The following is a 16,050-nucleotide window of genomic DNA, read 5'->3' on the forward strand; positions in this document are numbered from 1 at the left end:
CAGTGCTCAGGAGGCGAGGGTCCGCTCGGGGCATGCACGAGCGGGATTCCTACCATTGTACTGGCGACCGGCGCGCTGACCGACGCCGGGCCTGCTCCGCGCGGCGCGAGCCGCAGGGACGAGGGCCCAACGTCGTCCAGGGGTCGGGCATTCCCGACAGGCCCGCACGCCTCAGCGCAGGTCGGGCTTGACCGCCAGCACCGGGCACGGGGAGTCGAGCAGGATCCGCTGGGCGTTGGAGCCAAGGATCAACTTGCCGACGGGGCTGCGCCGCCGCAGGCCGATCACGATGAGCAGCGCGCTGGTCTCCTCGGCGACGGCCACGAGGTCGTCGGCGACGTCCGAGGAGTCCCCCATGACGCGGACCTCGTACTCGAGCCCCGACGCGTCAAGCTCGGCGCGGACGGCGGCGACGTCGCTCTCGCGCTGACGCACCTGCTCCGCGCTCATGCGCGACGTGCGCTCGCTCACGACGACGACCAGCGGCGTCGAACGCAGCTGGGCCTCCTGGGTCGCGGCCCGCAGGGCCTCCTGCCCCTCGGGGGTTGCCAGGTAGCCGACGATGATCGCCATCGATTCCTCCTTCGACGCACCACGACCGGTCGACACCGGCCGTGTGCGACGCTACCGGAATCGAGCCAGGACGCCGAATGGAAGCGCAACCAGGCCCAGGCCCACGAGCCCTCAGTCCCGAGCGCGGCGGGAACGGACCCACCCGGGCGGCATCCCTGCGTCGACGGCCTGGCGCAGCAGCGCGGCGAGCCGGTAGTCCGGGTCCGCAGCCGCCGCGCGCTCGAGCCACGCGTCCGCCGCCGCTCCCGACCCCTCCCACCACGCGAGCAGCGCCAGGAGGGTCGGGGCAGCGGGTCGGCCCGCCCGGTGTGCCACGAGCTCGCTCAGGACGCGCCGCGCCGGGTGCACGAGCTCCGGGCTCGGCGCCACACCCACCACCGGGTCGACGATGCAGGAGATGGCCCACCCCGTGCGGTCCTCCGTGCCCTGCGCACCCGAACCGAGGAGGGACGCCTCAGGCAGGTCCCCGACCTCGCTCACCAGAGAGAGGAGCACCGCGTCGCGCACGACGACGTCGTCGAGCCCCGCGCACAGCCTGCCCAGCGCGGCCGCGCCCGGGGGCGTGCCGGGCTCGACCGCTGCGACGAGCGAACGCCAGGTACGCACCTGCGCCGAGCGCCACGACAGCAGGCCCGTCTCCCCTGCCTCGGCGACCGCCTCGGCGCGCGCCTGCCGGCTGCGGCGAGCGGCGCGTGCGGCCGTTCCTCGCCGCGCCGCGGGCGCCGGTGCTGGCGCGGCGAGCGAGGCGCGGTCTGGCACGACGGACGAACCGGTGAAGACCAGGTGCGCGGCGACGGCGCTCTCGGCGAGGTCACCGACCGGCGCCGCCGCGCCCACGTAGCCGTCCGGGTGCACCTCGGCGTAGGCGGTCGGGTCCACGACCCACACCTCGCGCAGGTCGAGGTGTGGGTCGCACGCCTCCTCGAACCGCAGGACCGCCCCCAGCAGCTCGTCGGGGAGGCGCTCCGTGACCGCCTCCGGAACGTAGAGGACGAGGACGGCCGCCGTAGCGCCGTCGGAGGCGAGATGGCTCACGAGCGTGCGCGACATCTGCGCACCGGTGCTGGGATCGACGAGGTCGGCGAGGTCGACCCTGGCGGCCAGGCCGACGCGCGCTCGCGGAGGCCGCAGGCTGAGCGCGACGGCGCTGCGCTCCGGGGCGAACCCGAGCTGGTGAGGGATGAGGGCGAGCAGGTCTCGGGGCTCGCGGGCCCGCAGCGTGGTCGTCATGGCCCCACCCCACCGCCAGGCCGCGCCGTCCACCGCGCGCGCTGCCGGTTGTGGAGGACATGCCGGTGGGCCCCGGGGTTGGGGAGGGCGCAGCACCGTGCGCACATAGGGTGTCGGGATGAACACGAGTGCCCTCGTCGACGTCGAGGACGTCCGGACCGGTGTCGACGCGCTGCTGCGCGACCACCTCGCCACGAGCCGCGCTGCCCTGGGCAGCGCCTACGGCGCGGATGCCCTGCCGCTGCTCGACGCGACCGATGTGCTGCTCAGCGGCGGCAAGCGGCTGCGGGCCGCGTTCGCCTACTGGGGCTGGCGCGCGCACGGCGGCAACCCTGCGGCGCCGACGCCGGCGCACCACGTGGGCGCCGCGCTCGAGCTCTTCCAGGCCGCCGCGCTCTTCCACGACGACGTCATGGACAACTCCGACACGAGGCGGGGCGCGCCCACCGCGCACCTGGCGTTCGCCGCGCGGCACCGTGCGGCGGGCTGGGTCGGATCGCCGGAGCAGTTCGGGCTCAGCGCGGCGATCCTCCTAGGCGACCTTGCGCTCGTGGCGAGCGAGGACCTGCTGCACCACGGGCTGCGCGACGTCCCCGACCCGACGACGCGCCGCCGCACCCGCGACATCTTCGCCCAGATGCGGACGGAGGTGACCGTCGGCCAGTACCTCGACATGCTCAGCCAGACCGTCCCGTGGGACGACGACCACGCGGGGGCCGAGCGCCGGGCCAGGCACGTGATCCGTGCGAAGTCGGCGCGCTACTCCGTCGAGCACCCGCTCACGATGGGCACCGCGCTCGCCGGGGGCTCGCCGGAGCAGATCGCGGCGATCGCCCGTGTCGGCCTTCCCCTGGGCGAGGCGTTCCAGCTCCGGGACGACGTGCTCGGCGTCTTCGGGGATCCTGCCGTCACCGGCAAGCCCGCCGGAGACGACCTGCGCGAGGGCAAGCGCACCGTCCTCGTGGTCCGCGCGGTCGCCGCGGCGACGCCCGCCGAGCGCGCGACAATCCACCGGGACCTCGGCCGGCTCGACCTCGACGACGCCGAGATCGACCGTCTGCGCGACATCATCGTCGGCACGGGCGCGCTGGCGAGCGTCGACGGTCTTGTGGACGAGCTGGCGACCAAAGCCCTCGCCGACCTCGACACGCTCGACCTCGACCCCGAGGCCCGCACCATGATCCGCAGGCTCGGCGGGGCTGCGGTCGCCCGCCACGCCTGACGGTCGGACGGCCGGACGGCCCGACGCTCAGCCCAGGAGCTGGGCGGCGCGCCGCACGGCCGACTTGCGCCCGGACCGCAGCGCCGCGGCCGGAGTCTCGCCGAGCATGTCGTCCGCGCTGAAGAACCAGTCGACGATCTCCTCGTCGGTGAGCCGGATGTCCGTCAGCAGGGTGAGGGTCCCGGGCAGCCCGGGCACGATCTCGACGCTCGCGACGGCCCTCCCCTGCTCCTGAGCCGCGGCCGCCCGCGCGGCGACTTCCGCCTCGGACAGCGGCACGAAGAACGCCGCGGGCACCCGCAGCACCGGACGCTCTCCCCGACGCAGGCCGACGACGTGGCGCTCCTGCACCAGCCGGCGCACCTTCCCCAGGTCCAGGCCCAGCCGGTCTGCCACGTCGGGCAGCGTCCACCACTCTTCCACCGCTTCGATCCCACTCATGGGAACACCGTAGACGCCGGAGCGTTCGAAACGAGACCGTGTCGATGCCGTGGCGGTCCAGCGAAGCCCACAAAACGGGCCGTAGACTCGCCTCCGTGGGTGCCACCATCACTGATCCGCTCGTCGGCCATCTCATCGACGGCCGCTACGAGGTCCTCTCGCGCCTGGCGCGCGGAGGCATGGCGACCGTCTATGTCGCCATGGACCGTCGGCTCGACCGCGAGGTCGCGCTCAAGGTGATGCACCCGCACCTGGCCGACGGGGCCGAGGGCGCAGACTTCGTCTCGCGCTTCCGCCGGGAGGCACGCGCCGCGGCGCGGCTGACCCATCCGGGCCTCGTGGCCGTCTACGACCAGGGCGTCGACGACGGCACCAGCTACCTGACGATGGAGTACGTCCAGGGCACGAACCTGCGGCTGCGCCTCCAGGAGGCCGGAGCCCTCAGCGTCCGGGACTCCCTCGAGATCCTCGAGGCCGTGCTGGACGCCCTGGCTGCCGCCCACCGCAACAACCTGGTGCACCGCGACATCAAGCCGGAGAACGTCCTGATCGCGCTCGACGGCCGGGTCAAGGTCGCCGACTTCGGTCTCGCCCGTGCGGTCACCGAGGTGACGTCGACGGCGACGGGCACGATCTTCGGCACCGTGGCGTACCTCGCGCCCGAGCTCATCCTGACGGGCGACTGCGACGCGCGCGCGGACGTCTACGCCGCCGGCGTCCTGCTGTTCGAGATGCTCACGGGCCGTCAGCCTTACACCGGGGACACCCCGATCCGCGTCGCGTACCGCCACGTGCACGAGGACCTCCCCGTGCCGTCCAGCCTCGAGGGTTGGATCCCCCAGGAGGTCGACGAGCTCGTGTGCGCACTGGCTGCGCGCGACCCGGAGAACCGCCCGCTGGACGCGAGCGCGGCCCTCGACCACCTGCGGCGCACCCGCACCGCGCTCGACGAGGCGGACCTCGACCAGCGTGCCGTGGTGCTGCGCCCCGTGCCGCCCCCGCCGGCGGACGAGCCGGACGACGACGACCGCGACGCCGACGACACCGACGACACCCGAGACGAAACCGCCGCGCCAGCCGGGGGCGCACGGACCGTCGACGAGGTCCCCGTCGACACCGGCGCGACCCAGGCCCTGTCGACGTCCTCGGCAGGTGGCACGATCGCGCTGCAGATCGGCGCCGACGACCTCGTCGCGACCGTCCCGCCGGAGCCGCCCCGCCCAGGTCGGCGCCGCCGCACGTCCATGATCATCGTGATCCTCGTCGCCATCGCGGCTCTCGTCGCCGGCGGGACGTACTGGTGGAGCAGCTACGGACCCGGCGCGTACACGACGGTGCCGTCCGGGCTCGTGGGGTCGGACACCGCGGCCGCCACGTCCGCGCTCACGACGTTCGGTCTGCGTCCGTCCGTCGTCGAGCGCTTCGACGACGCGATCCCGGCAGGCAAGGTCATCGAGACCAGCCCGGGCGAGGGTGAGCAGATCGCCAAGGAGGGCGTCGTCGAGGTCGTCGCGTCCAAGGGCATCGAGATGTTCACGGTGCCCGAGGAGCTCGTGGGCCTGGACCAGGAGGCCGCGACGACGACGCTCACGGACGCCGGCTTCACCGTCGGCGACCCGACGCTGATCTACGACGACACCGTTCCTGCGGGGCAGGTCATGGCCGTCTCCGAGGACGAGGGTGCGAGCGTCCCGCACTCCACGGTGATCACGCTCACGGTCTCGCAGGGCCCCCAGCCGGTCCGGATCCCCCAGGTCGTCAACTCGACCGAGGACGCCGCGACGGCCGCGCTCGAGAGCATCGGCCTCAAGGTCCAGGTCAAGCGCGCGTTCTCCGACGACGTCGCGAAGGGTCACGTCGTCCGGCAGTCCCCCGAGGCCTCGGCCGAGGGGTTCCGCACGGACACCGTGACCATCGTGGTGTCCAAGGGCCGTGAGCTCGTGAAGGTGCCCGACGTGCAGGGCATGGACACCGAGGCCGCGCACGCGGCGCTCGAGGACGCTGAGCTCGTGCCCGAGGACCAGTTCGCCTGGGGCGGCTTCCTGGGCAAGGTCCGGTTCCAGGACGTCGACCCGGGGACGGAGGTCCCCAAGGGGACCACGATCGTGCTCACGATCTTCTGAGCCGACCGCCCCGGGCGGTCAGCGGCGCTGCAGCATCTCCGCGACCTGAAAGGCCATCTCGAGCGACTGCTGGTGGTTGAGGCGCGGGTCGACGAGCGTCTCGTACCGCAGCGCGAGCCCGTCGTCGTCGATCTCCTCAGATCCGCCGAGCACCTCGGTGACGTCGTCCCCCGTGAGCTCGACGTGCAGTCCGCCCGGGACAGAGCCCTCGGCGTGGTGCACCTCGAAGAACCCGCGCACCTCGTCCAGCACGTCGTCGAACCGGCGGGTCTTGTAGCCCGACGCCGAGGTGATCGTGTTGCCGTGCATCGGGTCCGTCACCCACGTCACGGGCGCGCCGTGGGCGTGGACGGCCGCGACGAGCGGGGGCAGCGCGGTCCGGATCTGGGCGGCCCCCATGCGCGTGATGAACGTGAGCCGGCCGGGCGTCCCGGCCGGGTTCAGCCGGTCCATCAGGGCGAGGGCGTCGTCCGGGCTCGTCGTCGGGCCGAGCTTCACGCCGATCGGGTTCGCGACCCGGGCGAGGAAGTCGACGTGCGCGCCGTCGAGCTGGCGCGTGCGCTCCCCGATCCAGAGGAAGTGGCCCGAGGTGTCGTAGGCCCGCCCGGACCTCGTGTCGACCCTTGTCAGCGCGCGCTCGTAGTCGAGCAGCAGGGCCTCGTGGCTGACGAACATCTCGACCGACTGCAGGGCGTCGAAGTCGGCTCCGCACGCGGCCATGAACCGGATGGCGCGATCGATCTCGCGCGCGGTCCGCTCGTACCGCGCGTACGCGGGGTTGCGCGTGAACCCGCGGTTCCACTCGTGCACCCGGCGCAGATCTGCGCCGCCGCCAGCGGTGAAGGCACGCACGACGGCGAGGGTCGCGGCAGAGATCTCGTAGCCAGCGACGAGGCGCTCCGGGTCCGGCACGCGGTCCTCGCGCGTGAAGGCGTGGGCGTTCACCATGTCCCCGCGGTAGGCGGGCAGCGTCACGCCGTCGCGGGTCTCGGTGTCGGTGCTGCGCGGCTTGGCGTACTGCCCGGCCATCCGGCCCATCTTCACGACGGGCATGCTCGCGCCGTGCGTCAGCACGACCGCCATCTGGAGCAGCGTCCGGATCTTGTTGCGGATCCGGTCGGCCTGCGCCTCGGCGAAGGTCTCCGCGCAGTCACCGCCCTGCAGCAGGAAGGCCTCACCGCGACCGGCGGCCGCGAGCCGCGCGGTGAGCTGGTCCATCTCGCTCGGCACGACGAGCGGCGGCGCCGCAGCCAGCCGGGCGGTGACCCGGCCCAACGCCTCGGCGTCGGGCCAGGTCGGCTGCTGACGGGCAGCGAGGGCGCGGTAGTCGTCGAGACCCAGCGCGGCCTCGGTGTCCGTCGGCATCGTCATGACTTCGCAGGCACCAGCTTCTGGCCGACACCGGCGAGCAGGTCGCCGAACCACGACTGCGAGACGTCGAACGCCTTGCCGCCCGCGATGCGCGGGAACGCGATCGCCTTGAGCCGGTCGCCGTCCTCCTCGTCGTGCCCGACGACGCCGGACTCGCCGCGGAACGCCGCGTCCACGGCGAAGTCGGTCATCGACTTGATCAGGCGCAGGTCCTCGGGGTTCGCCGCCGCGGCACGCGAGTAGTAGCCGGACTTCTGGACCATGGTCTTCTCCGCCCCGAGCAGCTCCGCGAACTGCTTGGCGAACCACTGGCCCGGGTTGATGGTGTCGAGCTTGACGTGACCGAACGGGTCACGCTCGACCGTCTCCCCCGCCGCCTCCAGCTGCGCGACGATCTCGTGCATGCCGGCGCCCTCGGACAGGAAGATGTTGACGTTGCCGACCTCGTCCATGATCTTGCGCAGACGTGCGGCCTCGCCCTCGATGTCGAGCGCGAGCTCCGGGACGAAGACGGCGTGGATGTCCCAGCGCTCACGGGTCAGGCCGATGCTCGGGACCCACTCCTGGGTGTCGAGCCACTTGCGGTACTCCGCGGCCGAGGCCGCCGTGAGCCACCCGCAGTGCCGGCCCATGACCTCGTGCACGATCAGCATCCGGTTGCCCGAGCGGTGCTCGCCGATCACGTTCTGCGCGAACCCGGCGGCCTCCTCGGCCGCGGTCCAGGCACCCAGCGACTGCTTGATCGGGATGACGTCGTTGTCGATGGTCTTCGGCAGGCCCACGACGGTGAGCTCGTAGTCGTTCTCGTGCAGGTACGCCGCGAGGTCGGCTGCGGTGGTGTTGGTGTCGTCGCCGCCGATGGTGTGCAGGACGTCGACGCCGTCGGCCTTCAGCTGCTCGGCCGCCACCTGGAGCGGGTCCTGGCCCTCGGACACCAGGCCGCGCTTCACGCAGTCCTTGGCGTTCGTGAGCTTCACGCGGCTGTTGCCGATCGGGGAGCCGCCGAACCGGTGCAGGATGCCGGCCTTGGCGCGGGCCTCGTCGTCGATGACGATCTTGGTGCCGGTGAGCAGACCGTGGTAGCCGTGCTCGTAGGCGATGATCTCGACCTCGGGAGCGAGCTCGGTGTAACGCTCGATGAGCCCGCCGACTGCGGAGGACAGGCAAGGGGCGAAGCCGCCCGCGGTCAGGAGGGCAACGCGACGTACCGCCATCAGATGAAACCTCTCGTCGTGCCCGCCGCACCAGGGAGGTCAGCGGACGGATGGATCCGTGGTGTGCGCCGGCGCATGGCGCGGCACACCTGGCTCAGTCTACTGACGGGCCGTCCTCAGCCGGCGGCTGTGGCGGCTGCACGCCGTCGGGTGCCGGACGCCCGCCCGGGGCCTGCGCCCCGCCGGCCGGGTTCGCCTGTGTCTTTCGTCCCGAGGCCAGCCGTGCCTTCGCGGTGGCCGCGTACACGTCGACGTACTCCTGGCCCGACAGGCTCATCAGGGCGTACATGATCTCGTCGGTGACCGAGCGCAGGATGAAGCGGTCGTCGGCCATGCCGGCGTAGCGGCTGAAGTCGAGCGGCTCGCCGAACACGACCCCGACCCTGACCGGCTTGGGGATGACGCGTCCCAAGGGCTGCGCGACGTCTGTATTGATCATCGCGACCGGGATCACCGGGACCCCGGACTCGAGCGCGAGTCGCGCGACGCCGGTCTTGCCGCGGTACAGGCGGCCGTCCGGGCTGCGCGTGCCCTCGGGGTAGATGCCGAACAGCCCGCCCTCCTGGAGCCGACGCAGTCCCGTGCGCAGAGCCTGCTCGCTCGCGCGCCCGCCCGAGCGGTCCACGGGGATCGTGCCGACGCCGCGGAAGAACCCGGCCTTCAGCCGACCCTTGAGTCCCGTGCCAGTGAAGTACTCGGACTTGCCGATGAAGACGATCTCGCGGTCGAGCACGAGCGGCAGGACGAACGAGTCGATGACAGCGAGGTGGTTGCTCGCGAGGATCGCACCGCCGGTCTCCGGGACGTTCTCGACGCCGCGCGACCAGGGGCGGAACGCGAGCCGGATCCACGGGCCCGCGAACACCTTCTTCATCAACCAGTAGAACAACCTGCCTCCTCCTGCTGCCTACGCTCCGCGAGGGACACGTTGCGACTCTAGAGTGAACCCATGGCGAATCCTGACGCGGACGCGGGTCCACCGGAGCCCGACCTCCCAGACCGAGGCAGCCCGGGCCACGACCCCCATCCTGCCGCAGGGACCGAGGGCGAACCTACCGCACCGGCCGCGCCCGCACCCGGAACAGCCACCGACGCGGCGTTCGCCGAGATCGTCGCCGGGCTCGCCGACCTGGGCCAGCCGCCCCGGCGGGGGGCTCCCGCGCCGGACGAGCCGGGCTCCGCGATGCCGTTCGCCGTGGCCCCCTGGGTGCGCAGCAGCGGCCCACGTGACGCACCGCGGCCGTCCGACGACGTGGGCGACGACGTCGCGAGCCACTTCGAGCCTCCGGAACCCGCCCCGGTGCTCGGGCGCGACCCGCTGCTCACGCTCGGCTGGGGGGTGGTCGTGCTGGTGCCCCTCGGGATCATCGCGAGCCTCGTGCTGCGCCTGTCGGTGCCTCCCGTGGTGCTCCAGGTCGCGGGCGCCGTCGCTGTGCTGGCCCTCGTCCTGCTGTGGTGGCGCATGCCGTCCCACCGCGACGACGACGACCAGGGGGCCGTCGTCTAGGCAGGTCTGGACGACGCCCGTCAGAGGCGCGCGAGGTCGGCCGCGCCGACGATGCCCGCCTCGTTGCCGAGCTCGGCGATCTCGAGCCGCGCCTCGGGTCGACGACCGCCGGCGGAGAGCTGCGCCCGGAAACCTGCCCGAGCGGGCTCGAGCAGGACGTCACCGGCGGCGCTGACGCCGCCACCGATCGCGATCACCTGCGGGTCGCAGAATGCCGCAACGCTCGCCGCGCCCTCGCCCAGCCAGCGCCCGAGGCTCGCGAAGAGCTCGATCGCCAGGGGGTCGCCCTCGAACGCGGCAGCCGTCACGTGCGGCCCACGCAGGTCCTCGGCGCGACCGTCCACGAGGTCGAGCAGGCGGGCACCCCGGTCGGGGTAGGCGACGACGGCGGCGCGAGCGTCCGCGACGAGGGCGGAGCCGGACGCGTACTGCTCCCAGCAGCCGGCGTGGCCGCAGCCGCAGAAGCGGCCGTCGGGCACCATCCGCATGTGGCCCACCTCGGTCGCCACGCCATAGGCCCCGCGCACGAGGCGGCCGTCAATGACCGCCGCCCCGCCGAGGCCGGTGCCGACGGTGAGCATGAGCATGTCGGTCGTGCCGCGTCCGACGCCGAACCGGTACTCGGCCCAGCCGGCGGCGTTCGCGTCGTTCTCGACGACGACCCGCATGCCGCCCCCGACGAGGGTCGCGACGCGCTCGGCCAGCGGGTAGCCACGCCATGCCTCGATGTTCGGAGAGAACAGCACGCTCGTGCGGTCGGGGCTGCAGAAGCCCGCGGCGGCAAGACCGACCGCGCCGATCTCGTAGGAACCCGCGAGCTCGGTGTAGGCCTCGGCGATCGCCCGGTCGATGTTGGACGCGTCGTCCGGGTCCGTGGGGCGACGGACCTGGGCGAGGATCGCCCCCGTCTCGTCGACGACGCCGGCCGCGATCTTGGTCCCACCGATGTCGACTCCGAGCGCGTGCATGGTCCATCCCTGTGGTCGTCGTGTGCGTGTGCGCCTCAAGGGTGCCACAACGATGCGGCCTCGACGGGGGCCGTCCGACCCATGTGGCGCCAGGCCGTGGGAGCGCGACCACGGCGGCGCCGAAACCGCAGGTCAGGACGAATGTCACAGATTGGCCTCGGGTCGGTGCGGTAGTGCGGTCCTGCACCGTGCGAGGACGATGTGGCGCTAGTCTCATCCCACACGCCTACTGTCACTGGAGCCAGCATGAGCGAAGCCCGTACCCCTGTCCGCGTCGAGCCCGAGCGCACGTCGAACCTGAACGACCTGTTCGCTGCCCGCCTCGCGACGCTCGGCGACAAGCCCTTCATCGAGGTCAAGGGTGCCGACGGCGCACCGTGGACCCCGTACACCGCGCGCGAGTTCCACTCCGAGGCCACCGCAGTGGCCAAGGGGCTCGTCGCGATGGGCATCGAGCCCGGCCAGACGGTCGGCATCATGTCGCGCACCCGCTACGAGTGGACGCTGCTGGACTGGGCGTGCTGGGCTGCCGGCGCCGTGCCTGTCCCCCTGTACGAGACCTCGTCTGCCAAGCAGGTGCAGTGGATCCTCTCGGACTCCGACGTCCGCCTCCTCGTCGTCGAGAGCGCCGAGCACGCCGCGCTCGTCGAGGGCGTGCGCAAGAAGACCCCCTCGCTGGGCCGTGTCCTGACCATCGACGACGGCGCGATCGCGACGCTGATCGAGGCGGGCCGCGACGTCCCCGACGCGGAGGTCGAGCGCCGTCGGGGGCTCGCGAACATCGACGACGTCGCGACCATCATCTACACCTCGGGCACCACCGGTCGCCCCAAGGGCGCGGAGCTCACGCACGAGAACTTCTACGCGATCACGACCAACGCGGTGGCGGAGATCGACGAGATCGTCGGCGAGCCCGGCTCGCGCACGCTGCTGTTCATGCCGCTCGCGCACGTGTTCGCGCGATTCATCGAGGTGCTCGTCGTGCCGGCCGGGGCCGTCCTGGGCCACACGCCGGACACCAAGACGCTGCTGCCGGACCTCGCGGCGTTCAAGCCGACGTTCATCCTGTCGGTCCCGCGCGTGTTCGAGAAGGTCTACAACTCCTCGGAGCAGAAGGCCGTCGCGGGCGGCAAGGGCAAGATCTTCCACTGGGCCGCCGCGACCGCGATCGCGTACTCGCGCGGGCTCGACGCCGACGGCGGCCCCAAGCTCGGCCTCAAGATCCAGCACAAGCTCGCGGACGCGCTCGTGCTCAAGAAGATCCGCGCGGCGCTCGGCGGCCAGGCGCGCTGGGCGATCTCGGGCGGCGCAGCCCTCGGGGAACGCCTCGGCCACTTCTACCGCGGGGTGGGCCTGTCCGTCCTCGAAGGTTACGGCCTGACCGAGACGACCGCCCCGACGTCGGTCAACCTGCCGCGACACACGAAGATCGGCACCGTGGGCCCGCCGCTGCCGGGCTGCGCGATCCGCGTGGAGCCTGACGGTGAGATCCTCGTTCAGGGACCGCACGTGTTCCGCGGGTACCACAACAACGCCGAGGCGACCGCCGAGGCGTTCACGGACGGCTGGTTCCGCACGGGCGACCTCGGCTCGCTCGACCACGACGGGTTCCTGCGGATCACGGGCCGCAAGAAGGAGCTCATCGTGACCGCGGGCGGGAAGAACGTGGCCCCCGCGATCCTCGAGGACCGCGTCCGTGCGCACGCGCTCGTCTCCCAGTGCGTCGTGGTCGGTGACGCGCAGCCATTCATCGCGGCGCTGATCACGCTGGACGCGGAGGCGCTGCCGGGGTGGCTGTCCGCCCAGGGCAAGCCCGCCATGGAGGTGTCCGAGGCCCTGCACGACCCGGCGGTCCTCGCGTCGATCGACAAGGCGGTGACCCGGGCCAACAAGGCTGTGTCCCGCGCGGAGTCCATCCGCAAGTTCACGATCCTCGACTCGGACTTCACGGTCGAGAACGGGTACCTCACCCCGTCGCTCAAGGTGAAGCGGAACGTCGTGCTCGAGGACTTCGCGTCCCACGTCGACGCGCTGTACTCCGCCAACGGGGCCGCGGACGGCGCCCACGCCTGACAGCACGACGCCGAGGGCCGGGTCGGGGCACCGACCCGGCCCTCGGCATGTCGGTGGCTCGCGCTAGCGTTCCCGCCATGAGTCCACGCGCCTCCGTCGTCACCGGTCCGCGCTCCCCCGTGCCCGCGCTCTCGGCGCTGCGCGCCCCGACCACCGGGAGCACCGCCGTCCAGCCGACGCTCGACGAGGTCGGCACACCGCTGCACGAGGTCACGTTCGTCGTGGTCGACCTCGAGACCACCGGCGGCTCGCCCACGACGTCCGCGATCACCGAGATCGGAGCCGTGAAGGTCCGGGGTGGCGAGGTCCTGGGCGAGTTCCAGACGCTCGTCAACCCGGGGGGACCGGTCCCCGCGCAGATCACCGTCCTCACGGGCATCACCACGGCCATGGTGATCGACGCTCCGCGGATCACGGAGGTCCTGCCCAGCTTCCTCGAGTTCGCCCGGGGCGCCGTCCTGGTCGCGCACAACGCGCGCTTCGACGTGGGCTTCCTCAAGGCGGCCGCCAGCGCCATGGACCTCGCCTGGCCGAGCTTCACCGTCGTCGACACGGTGCCGCTGGCGCGTCGCGTGGTCCCGCGCGACGAGGCCCCCAACCACAAGCTCGGCACGCTCGCTGGCCTCTTCCACGCGAGCGTCACGCCGGACCACCGCGCGCTGTCCGACGCGCGCGCGACCGTCGACGTCCTGCACGCGCTGCTCGGCCGCCTCGCGCCGTGGGGCATCACCCATCTCGAGGACCTCGCGACGGCAGCGGACCCTGTGGCCCCGGCGGTCCGCGCCAAGCGCGCGCTCGCCGACGGGCTCCCTTCCGGCCCCGGGGTCTACCTGTTCCACGGCCCGGACGACGAGGTCCTCTACGTCGGGACGTCGCAGAACGTCCGGGGACGGGTGCGCTCCTACTTCACGGCTGCCGAGAAGCGCCGGGCAATCTCCGAGATGCTCCAGATCGCCCACCGCGTCTCCGCGATCAGCTGCGCGACGACCCTGGAGGCCCGGATCCGCGAGCTCCGGCTCATCGCGGGTCGCCGCCCCCGGTACAACCGGCGGTCCAAGTTCCCCGAGCGGATGCCCTGGGTGCGCCTCACCGCCGAGGCGCACCCCCGCCTCTCGGTCGTGTCCGCCGTCTCCCCCGCACCGCCGGGCTCGCTGGCCGCCGGCACGCCCGGCGGCGCTCCCGTGCACATCGGTCCCTTCTCGTCACGGCGGGCAGCGCTGCAGGCCGTGGAGGCCGTGCACGGCTCGTTCCTCATCCGACGCTGCACCCGACGCCTGCCGCGGCTCGCACCGGACGACGCCGTGGCCTGCCCGCTGGCCGAGCTCGGGCGGTGCGCCGCTCCGTGCCTGCCCGCCGGCGACGGCGCCGTTGGGTCGGCGATCGGCGCGCTCGCCCACGACGACGCCGTCGCCGGCGTCCGCACCGCCATGTCGCAGACCCCGGCCGTGCTCGTGGAGTCCCTGACGGCGCGCATCACGTCCCTGGCTGCGGACGAGCGGTTCGAGGAGGCTGCCACCGAGCGGGACCGGCTCGCCGCGTTCCTCGACGGCGCCTCGCGCGCCGAGCGCTTCGCCTCGCTCGCGCACTGCGCCGAGCTCGTGGCCGCGCGCGCGGACGACACCGGCGCCTGGGAGCTCGTCGTCGTCCGGTACGGGCGGATGGCTGCGACCGGCGTCGCTCCCCCCGGTACCGACCCGTACGTGACGATCGACGCCCTGGTGGCGACCGCCGAGGACGTGGCCCCACCCGTCCCGCCGGCGACGGGAGCACACCCCGAGGAGACCTCTCTCCTGCTCGCCTGGCTCGACGCGCCGGGGGTCCGGCTCGTGCGGACCACGGCCCCCGCGGCGCACCCCGTGCGCGGGGCGCAGTCGTTCGGCACCATGGCGGCCGCGATCCGGGCCGCTCGCGGGTCCCGTCCCGACTAGGATCGCCACCGAGGCAGGCACCCGCCGCCGCTGGGAGGACCCGAGATGCTCACCGCCATCGTCATGATCGACGCCACCCCGGCACAGATCCCGGAGGTCGCTGTGGCCGTCACCGCGATCCCCGGCGTGAGCGAGGTGTACTCGGTCACCGGGGACACCGACCTCATCGCGATCGTCCGCGTCAAGGACCACGAGGACCTCGCGTCGGTCGTGGCCGACGGCATCAACAAGATCCCCGGGATCCTGCGCACGCAGACGAACCTCGCCTTCCGCACGTACTCGCCCGCGGACCTCGACCAGGCGTTCGACCTCGGCCTCGGCGACTGACCCGCCAGGCTCAGCGCGCGGACGCCTCCGCCCACCGGCGCAGGACCTGCGCCGCGGCACCCGAGCCGATCGACTGCGCCGCATGGCCGTAGCCGGCGCGCAGGCGGTCGACGAGGCTGCCCTCGTCCGTGCCGGGCAGCGTGGCATCCGCCACCAGGGCGGCTGCCGCGTTCAGCTGTACCGTCTCCCGCACGGGTCCGGGCTCACCGTCGAGCAGTCGCCGGGCGACGTCGGCGTTGTGCTCCGCCGACGCGCCCCGCAGGTCCGCGACCGTGATGCGGGCCAGGTCGAGCTCCGACGCCAGGTCGAGCTCGTGCCGCGTGACGGCGCCGTCCTTGACCTCCCAGACGAGAGCGGGACCGGTGCCCGCAAGCTCGTCGAGCCCGTCGGCACCGCGGAAGACCAGCGCCGACGTGCCGCGCGAGGCGAACACCCCGGCCATCAGCGGGGCCATCGCGAGATCGGCGCACCCGACCGCCGTCGCCCGCGGCGCTGCGGGATTGGTGAGCGGGCCGAGGAAGTTGAACGCCGTCGCGATGCCCAGCTCACGGCGGGCCACAGCCGCGTGGCGCATCGACGGGTGGAACGTCTGGGCGAAGCAGAAGGTGATGCCGGCCTCGCTGTAGATGCGCGCCACGTCCTGGGGCGCGTGGTCGAGCCGGATGCCGAGCGCCTCGAGCACGTCGGCAGACCCCGAGGACGACGACGCTGCCCGGTTGCCGTGCTTGATCACCGGGATGCCGGCCCCCGCGATGACGATCGACGCCATGGTGGAGATGTTCACCGTGTGCGCGCGGTCGCCGCCGGTCCCGACGATGTCGACGGGTGCGCGCGACGGGCCTCCGGGCACCGTGGGCAGCGGGACCGCGTGCGACACCATCGCGTCGGCGAGGCCCGTGAGCTCGTCGACCGTCTGGCCCTTCGTGCGCAGCGCCACCAGGAACGCACCGACGACCACCGGGGACACGGACCCCTGCATCACCTGGTCCATCGCCCACGCGGTCTGCTCGCGGGTCAGGTCGCGGCGCGCGACGAGCACGCTCAGCAGGTCAGGCCAGGTCATGTCCACGGTG

The 16,050-nt window shown here is 72.8% G+C and carries 14 protein-coding genes; 6 read left to right on the forward strand and 8 right to left on the reverse strand.

What is annotated here, in order from left to right; translation table 11 throughout:
• Nucleotides 1-171: 171 nt before the first annotated feature.
• Both BMZ30_RS07130 and BMZ30_RS07135 read right to left on the reverse strand, forming a co-directional pair.
• On the reverse strand, nucleotides 172-573 hold the full coding sequence (locus tag BMZ30_RS07130; RefSeq protein WP_093376606.1) for a universal stress protein: 402 nt from the start codon (nucleotides 571-573) through the stop codon (nucleotides 172-174).
• A gap of 111 nt (nucleotides 574-684) precedes the next feature.
• On the reverse strand, nucleotides 685-1,803 hold the full coding sequence (locus BMZ30_RS07135; protein ID WP_093376608.1) for a DUF4192 domain-containing protein: 1,119 nt from the start codon (nucleotides 1,801-1,803) through the stop codon (nucleotides 685-687).
• A gap of 118 nt (nucleotides 1,804-1,921) precedes the next feature.
• Here BMZ30_RS07135 and BMZ30_RS07140 point away from each other — a divergent pair, with 118 nt between their 5' ends.
• Entirely contained in the window at nucleotides 1,922-3,025 is a 1,104-nt protein-coding gene (locus BMZ30_RS07140; protein ID WP_093376610.1) for a polyprenyl synthetase family protein, read from the forward strand.
• Nucleotides 3,026-3,052: 27 nt separating this feature from the next.
• Here BMZ30_RS07140 and BMZ30_RS07145 read toward each other — a convergent pair whose 3' ends face one another.
• Nucleotides 3,053-3,466, reverse strand: a complete 414-nt coding sequence (locus BMZ30_RS07145) for an Rv2175c family DNA-binding protein (protein ID WP_093376612.1) — start codon at nucleotides 3,464-3,466, stop codon at nucleotides 3,053-3,055.
• Nucleotides 3,467-3,561: 95 nt separating this feature from the next.
• Here BMZ30_RS07145 and pknB point away from each other — a divergent pair, with 95 nt between their 5' ends.
• Nucleotides 3,562-5,589 carry a Stk1 family PASTA domain-containing Ser/Thr kinase gene (gene pknB, locus BMZ30_RS07150; protein ID WP_229828524.1) on the forward strand — a complete coding sequence of 676 codons (2,028 nt, stop codon included), beginning with the start codon at nucleotides 3,562-3,564 and terminating at the stop codon, nucleotides 5,587-5,589.
• A gap of 18 nt (nucleotides 5,590-5,607) precedes the next feature.
• On the opposite strand, the gene BMZ30_RS07155 is transcribed toward pknB, so the two are convergent.
• The 3 genes from BMZ30_RS07155 to BMZ30_RS07165 all read right to left on the reverse strand — a co-directional run bounded on the left by BMZ30_RS07155 (nucleotide 5,608) and on the right by BMZ30_RS07165 (nucleotide 9,063).
• Complete coding sequence (locus tag BMZ30_RS07155; protein WP_093376615.1) at nucleotides 5,608-6,960, reverse strand: class II 3-deoxy-7-phosphoheptulonate synthase; 1,353 nt, start codon at nucleotides 6,958-6,960, stop codon at nucleotides 5,608-5,610.
• Nucleotides 6,957-8,174, reverse strand: a complete 1,218-nt coding sequence (locus tag BMZ30_RS07160) for a pyrophosphate--fructose-6-phosphate 1-phosphotransferase (protein ID WP_093376617.1) — start codon at nucleotides 8,172-8,174, stop codon at nucleotides 6,957-6,959. Before BMZ30_RS07160 ends, BMZ30_RS07155 begins: the two co-directional genes overlap by 4 nt.
• Before the next feature lie 94 nt (nucleotides 8,175-8,268).
• The gene (locus BMZ30_RS07165) at nucleotides 8,269-9,063 is read right to left on the reverse strand and encodes a lysophospholipid acyltransferase family protein (protein WP_229828523.1); all 795 of its coding nucleotides are present in this window, start codon (nucleotides 9,061-9,063) and stop codon (nucleotides 8,269-8,271) included.
• Nucleotides 9,064-9,123: 60 nt separating this feature from the next.
• Here BMZ30_RS07165 and BMZ30_RS07170 point away from each other — a divergent pair, with 60 nt between their 5' ends.
• Nucleotides 9,124-9,681, forward strand: a complete 558-nt coding sequence (locus tag BMZ30_RS07170; protein WP_093376621.1) for a hypothetical protein — start codon at nucleotides 9,124-9,126, stop codon at nucleotides 9,679-9,681.
• 20 nt (nucleotides 9,682-9,701) lie between these two features.
• On the opposite strand, the gene BMZ30_RS07175 is transcribed toward BMZ30_RS07170, so the two are convergent.
• Nucleotides 9,702-10,649 (reverse strand): ROK family glucokinase, encoded by a 948-nt coding sequence (locus BMZ30_RS07175; RefSeq protein WP_093376624.1) that lies wholly within the window; start codon nucleotides 10,647-10,649, stop codon nucleotides 9,702-9,704.
• 246 nt (nucleotides 10,650-10,895) lie between these two features.
• On the opposite strand from BMZ30_RS07175, the gene BMZ30_RS07180 reads away from it, so the two are divergent.
• The 3 genes from BMZ30_RS07180 to BMZ30_RS07190 all read left to right on the forward strand — a co-directional run bounded on the left by BMZ30_RS07180 (nucleotide 10,896) and on the right by BMZ30_RS07190 (nucleotide 14,977).
• Nucleotides 10,896-12,722 carry an AMP-dependent synthetase/ligase gene (locus BMZ30_RS07180; protein ID WP_093376626.1) on the forward strand — a complete coding sequence of 609 codons (1,827 nt, stop codon included), beginning with the start codon at nucleotides 10,896-10,898 and terminating at the stop codon, nucleotides 12,720-12,722.
• A 77-nt stretch (nucleotides 12,723-12,799) separates the two neighbouring features.
• Complete coding sequence (locus BMZ30_RS07185) at nucleotides 12,800-14,650, forward strand: DEDD exonuclease domain-containing protein (RefSeq protein ID WP_093376629.1); 1,851 nt, start codon at nucleotides 12,800-12,802, stop codon at nucleotides 14,648-14,650.
• 45 nt (nucleotides 14,651-14,695) lie between these two features.
• The gene (locus BMZ30_RS07190; protein WP_093376631.1) at nucleotides 14,696-14,977 is read left to right on the forward strand and encodes an Lrp/AsnC family transcriptional regulator; all 282 of its coding nucleotides are present in this window, start codon (nucleotides 14,696-14,698) and stop codon (nucleotides 14,975-14,977) included.
• 10 nt (nucleotides 14,978-14,987) lie between these two features.
• On the opposite strand, the gene trpD is transcribed toward BMZ30_RS07190, so the two are convergent.
• A complete protein-coding gene (trpD, locus tag BMZ30_RS07195; protein ID WP_093377393.1) occupies nucleotides 14,988-16,040 on the reverse strand; it encodes an anthranilate phosphoribosyltransferase in 1,053 nt (350 codons plus the stop codon).
• Nucleotides 16,041-16,050: the final 10 nt, after the last annotated feature.

Origin of the sequence: Flavimobilis marinus (assembly GCF_900113055.1) — a bacterium.
In the GTDB taxonomy this organism is placed as follows: domain Bacteria; phylum Actinomycetota; class Actinomycetes; order Actinomycetales; family Cellulomonadaceae; genus Flavimobilis; species Flavimobilis marinus.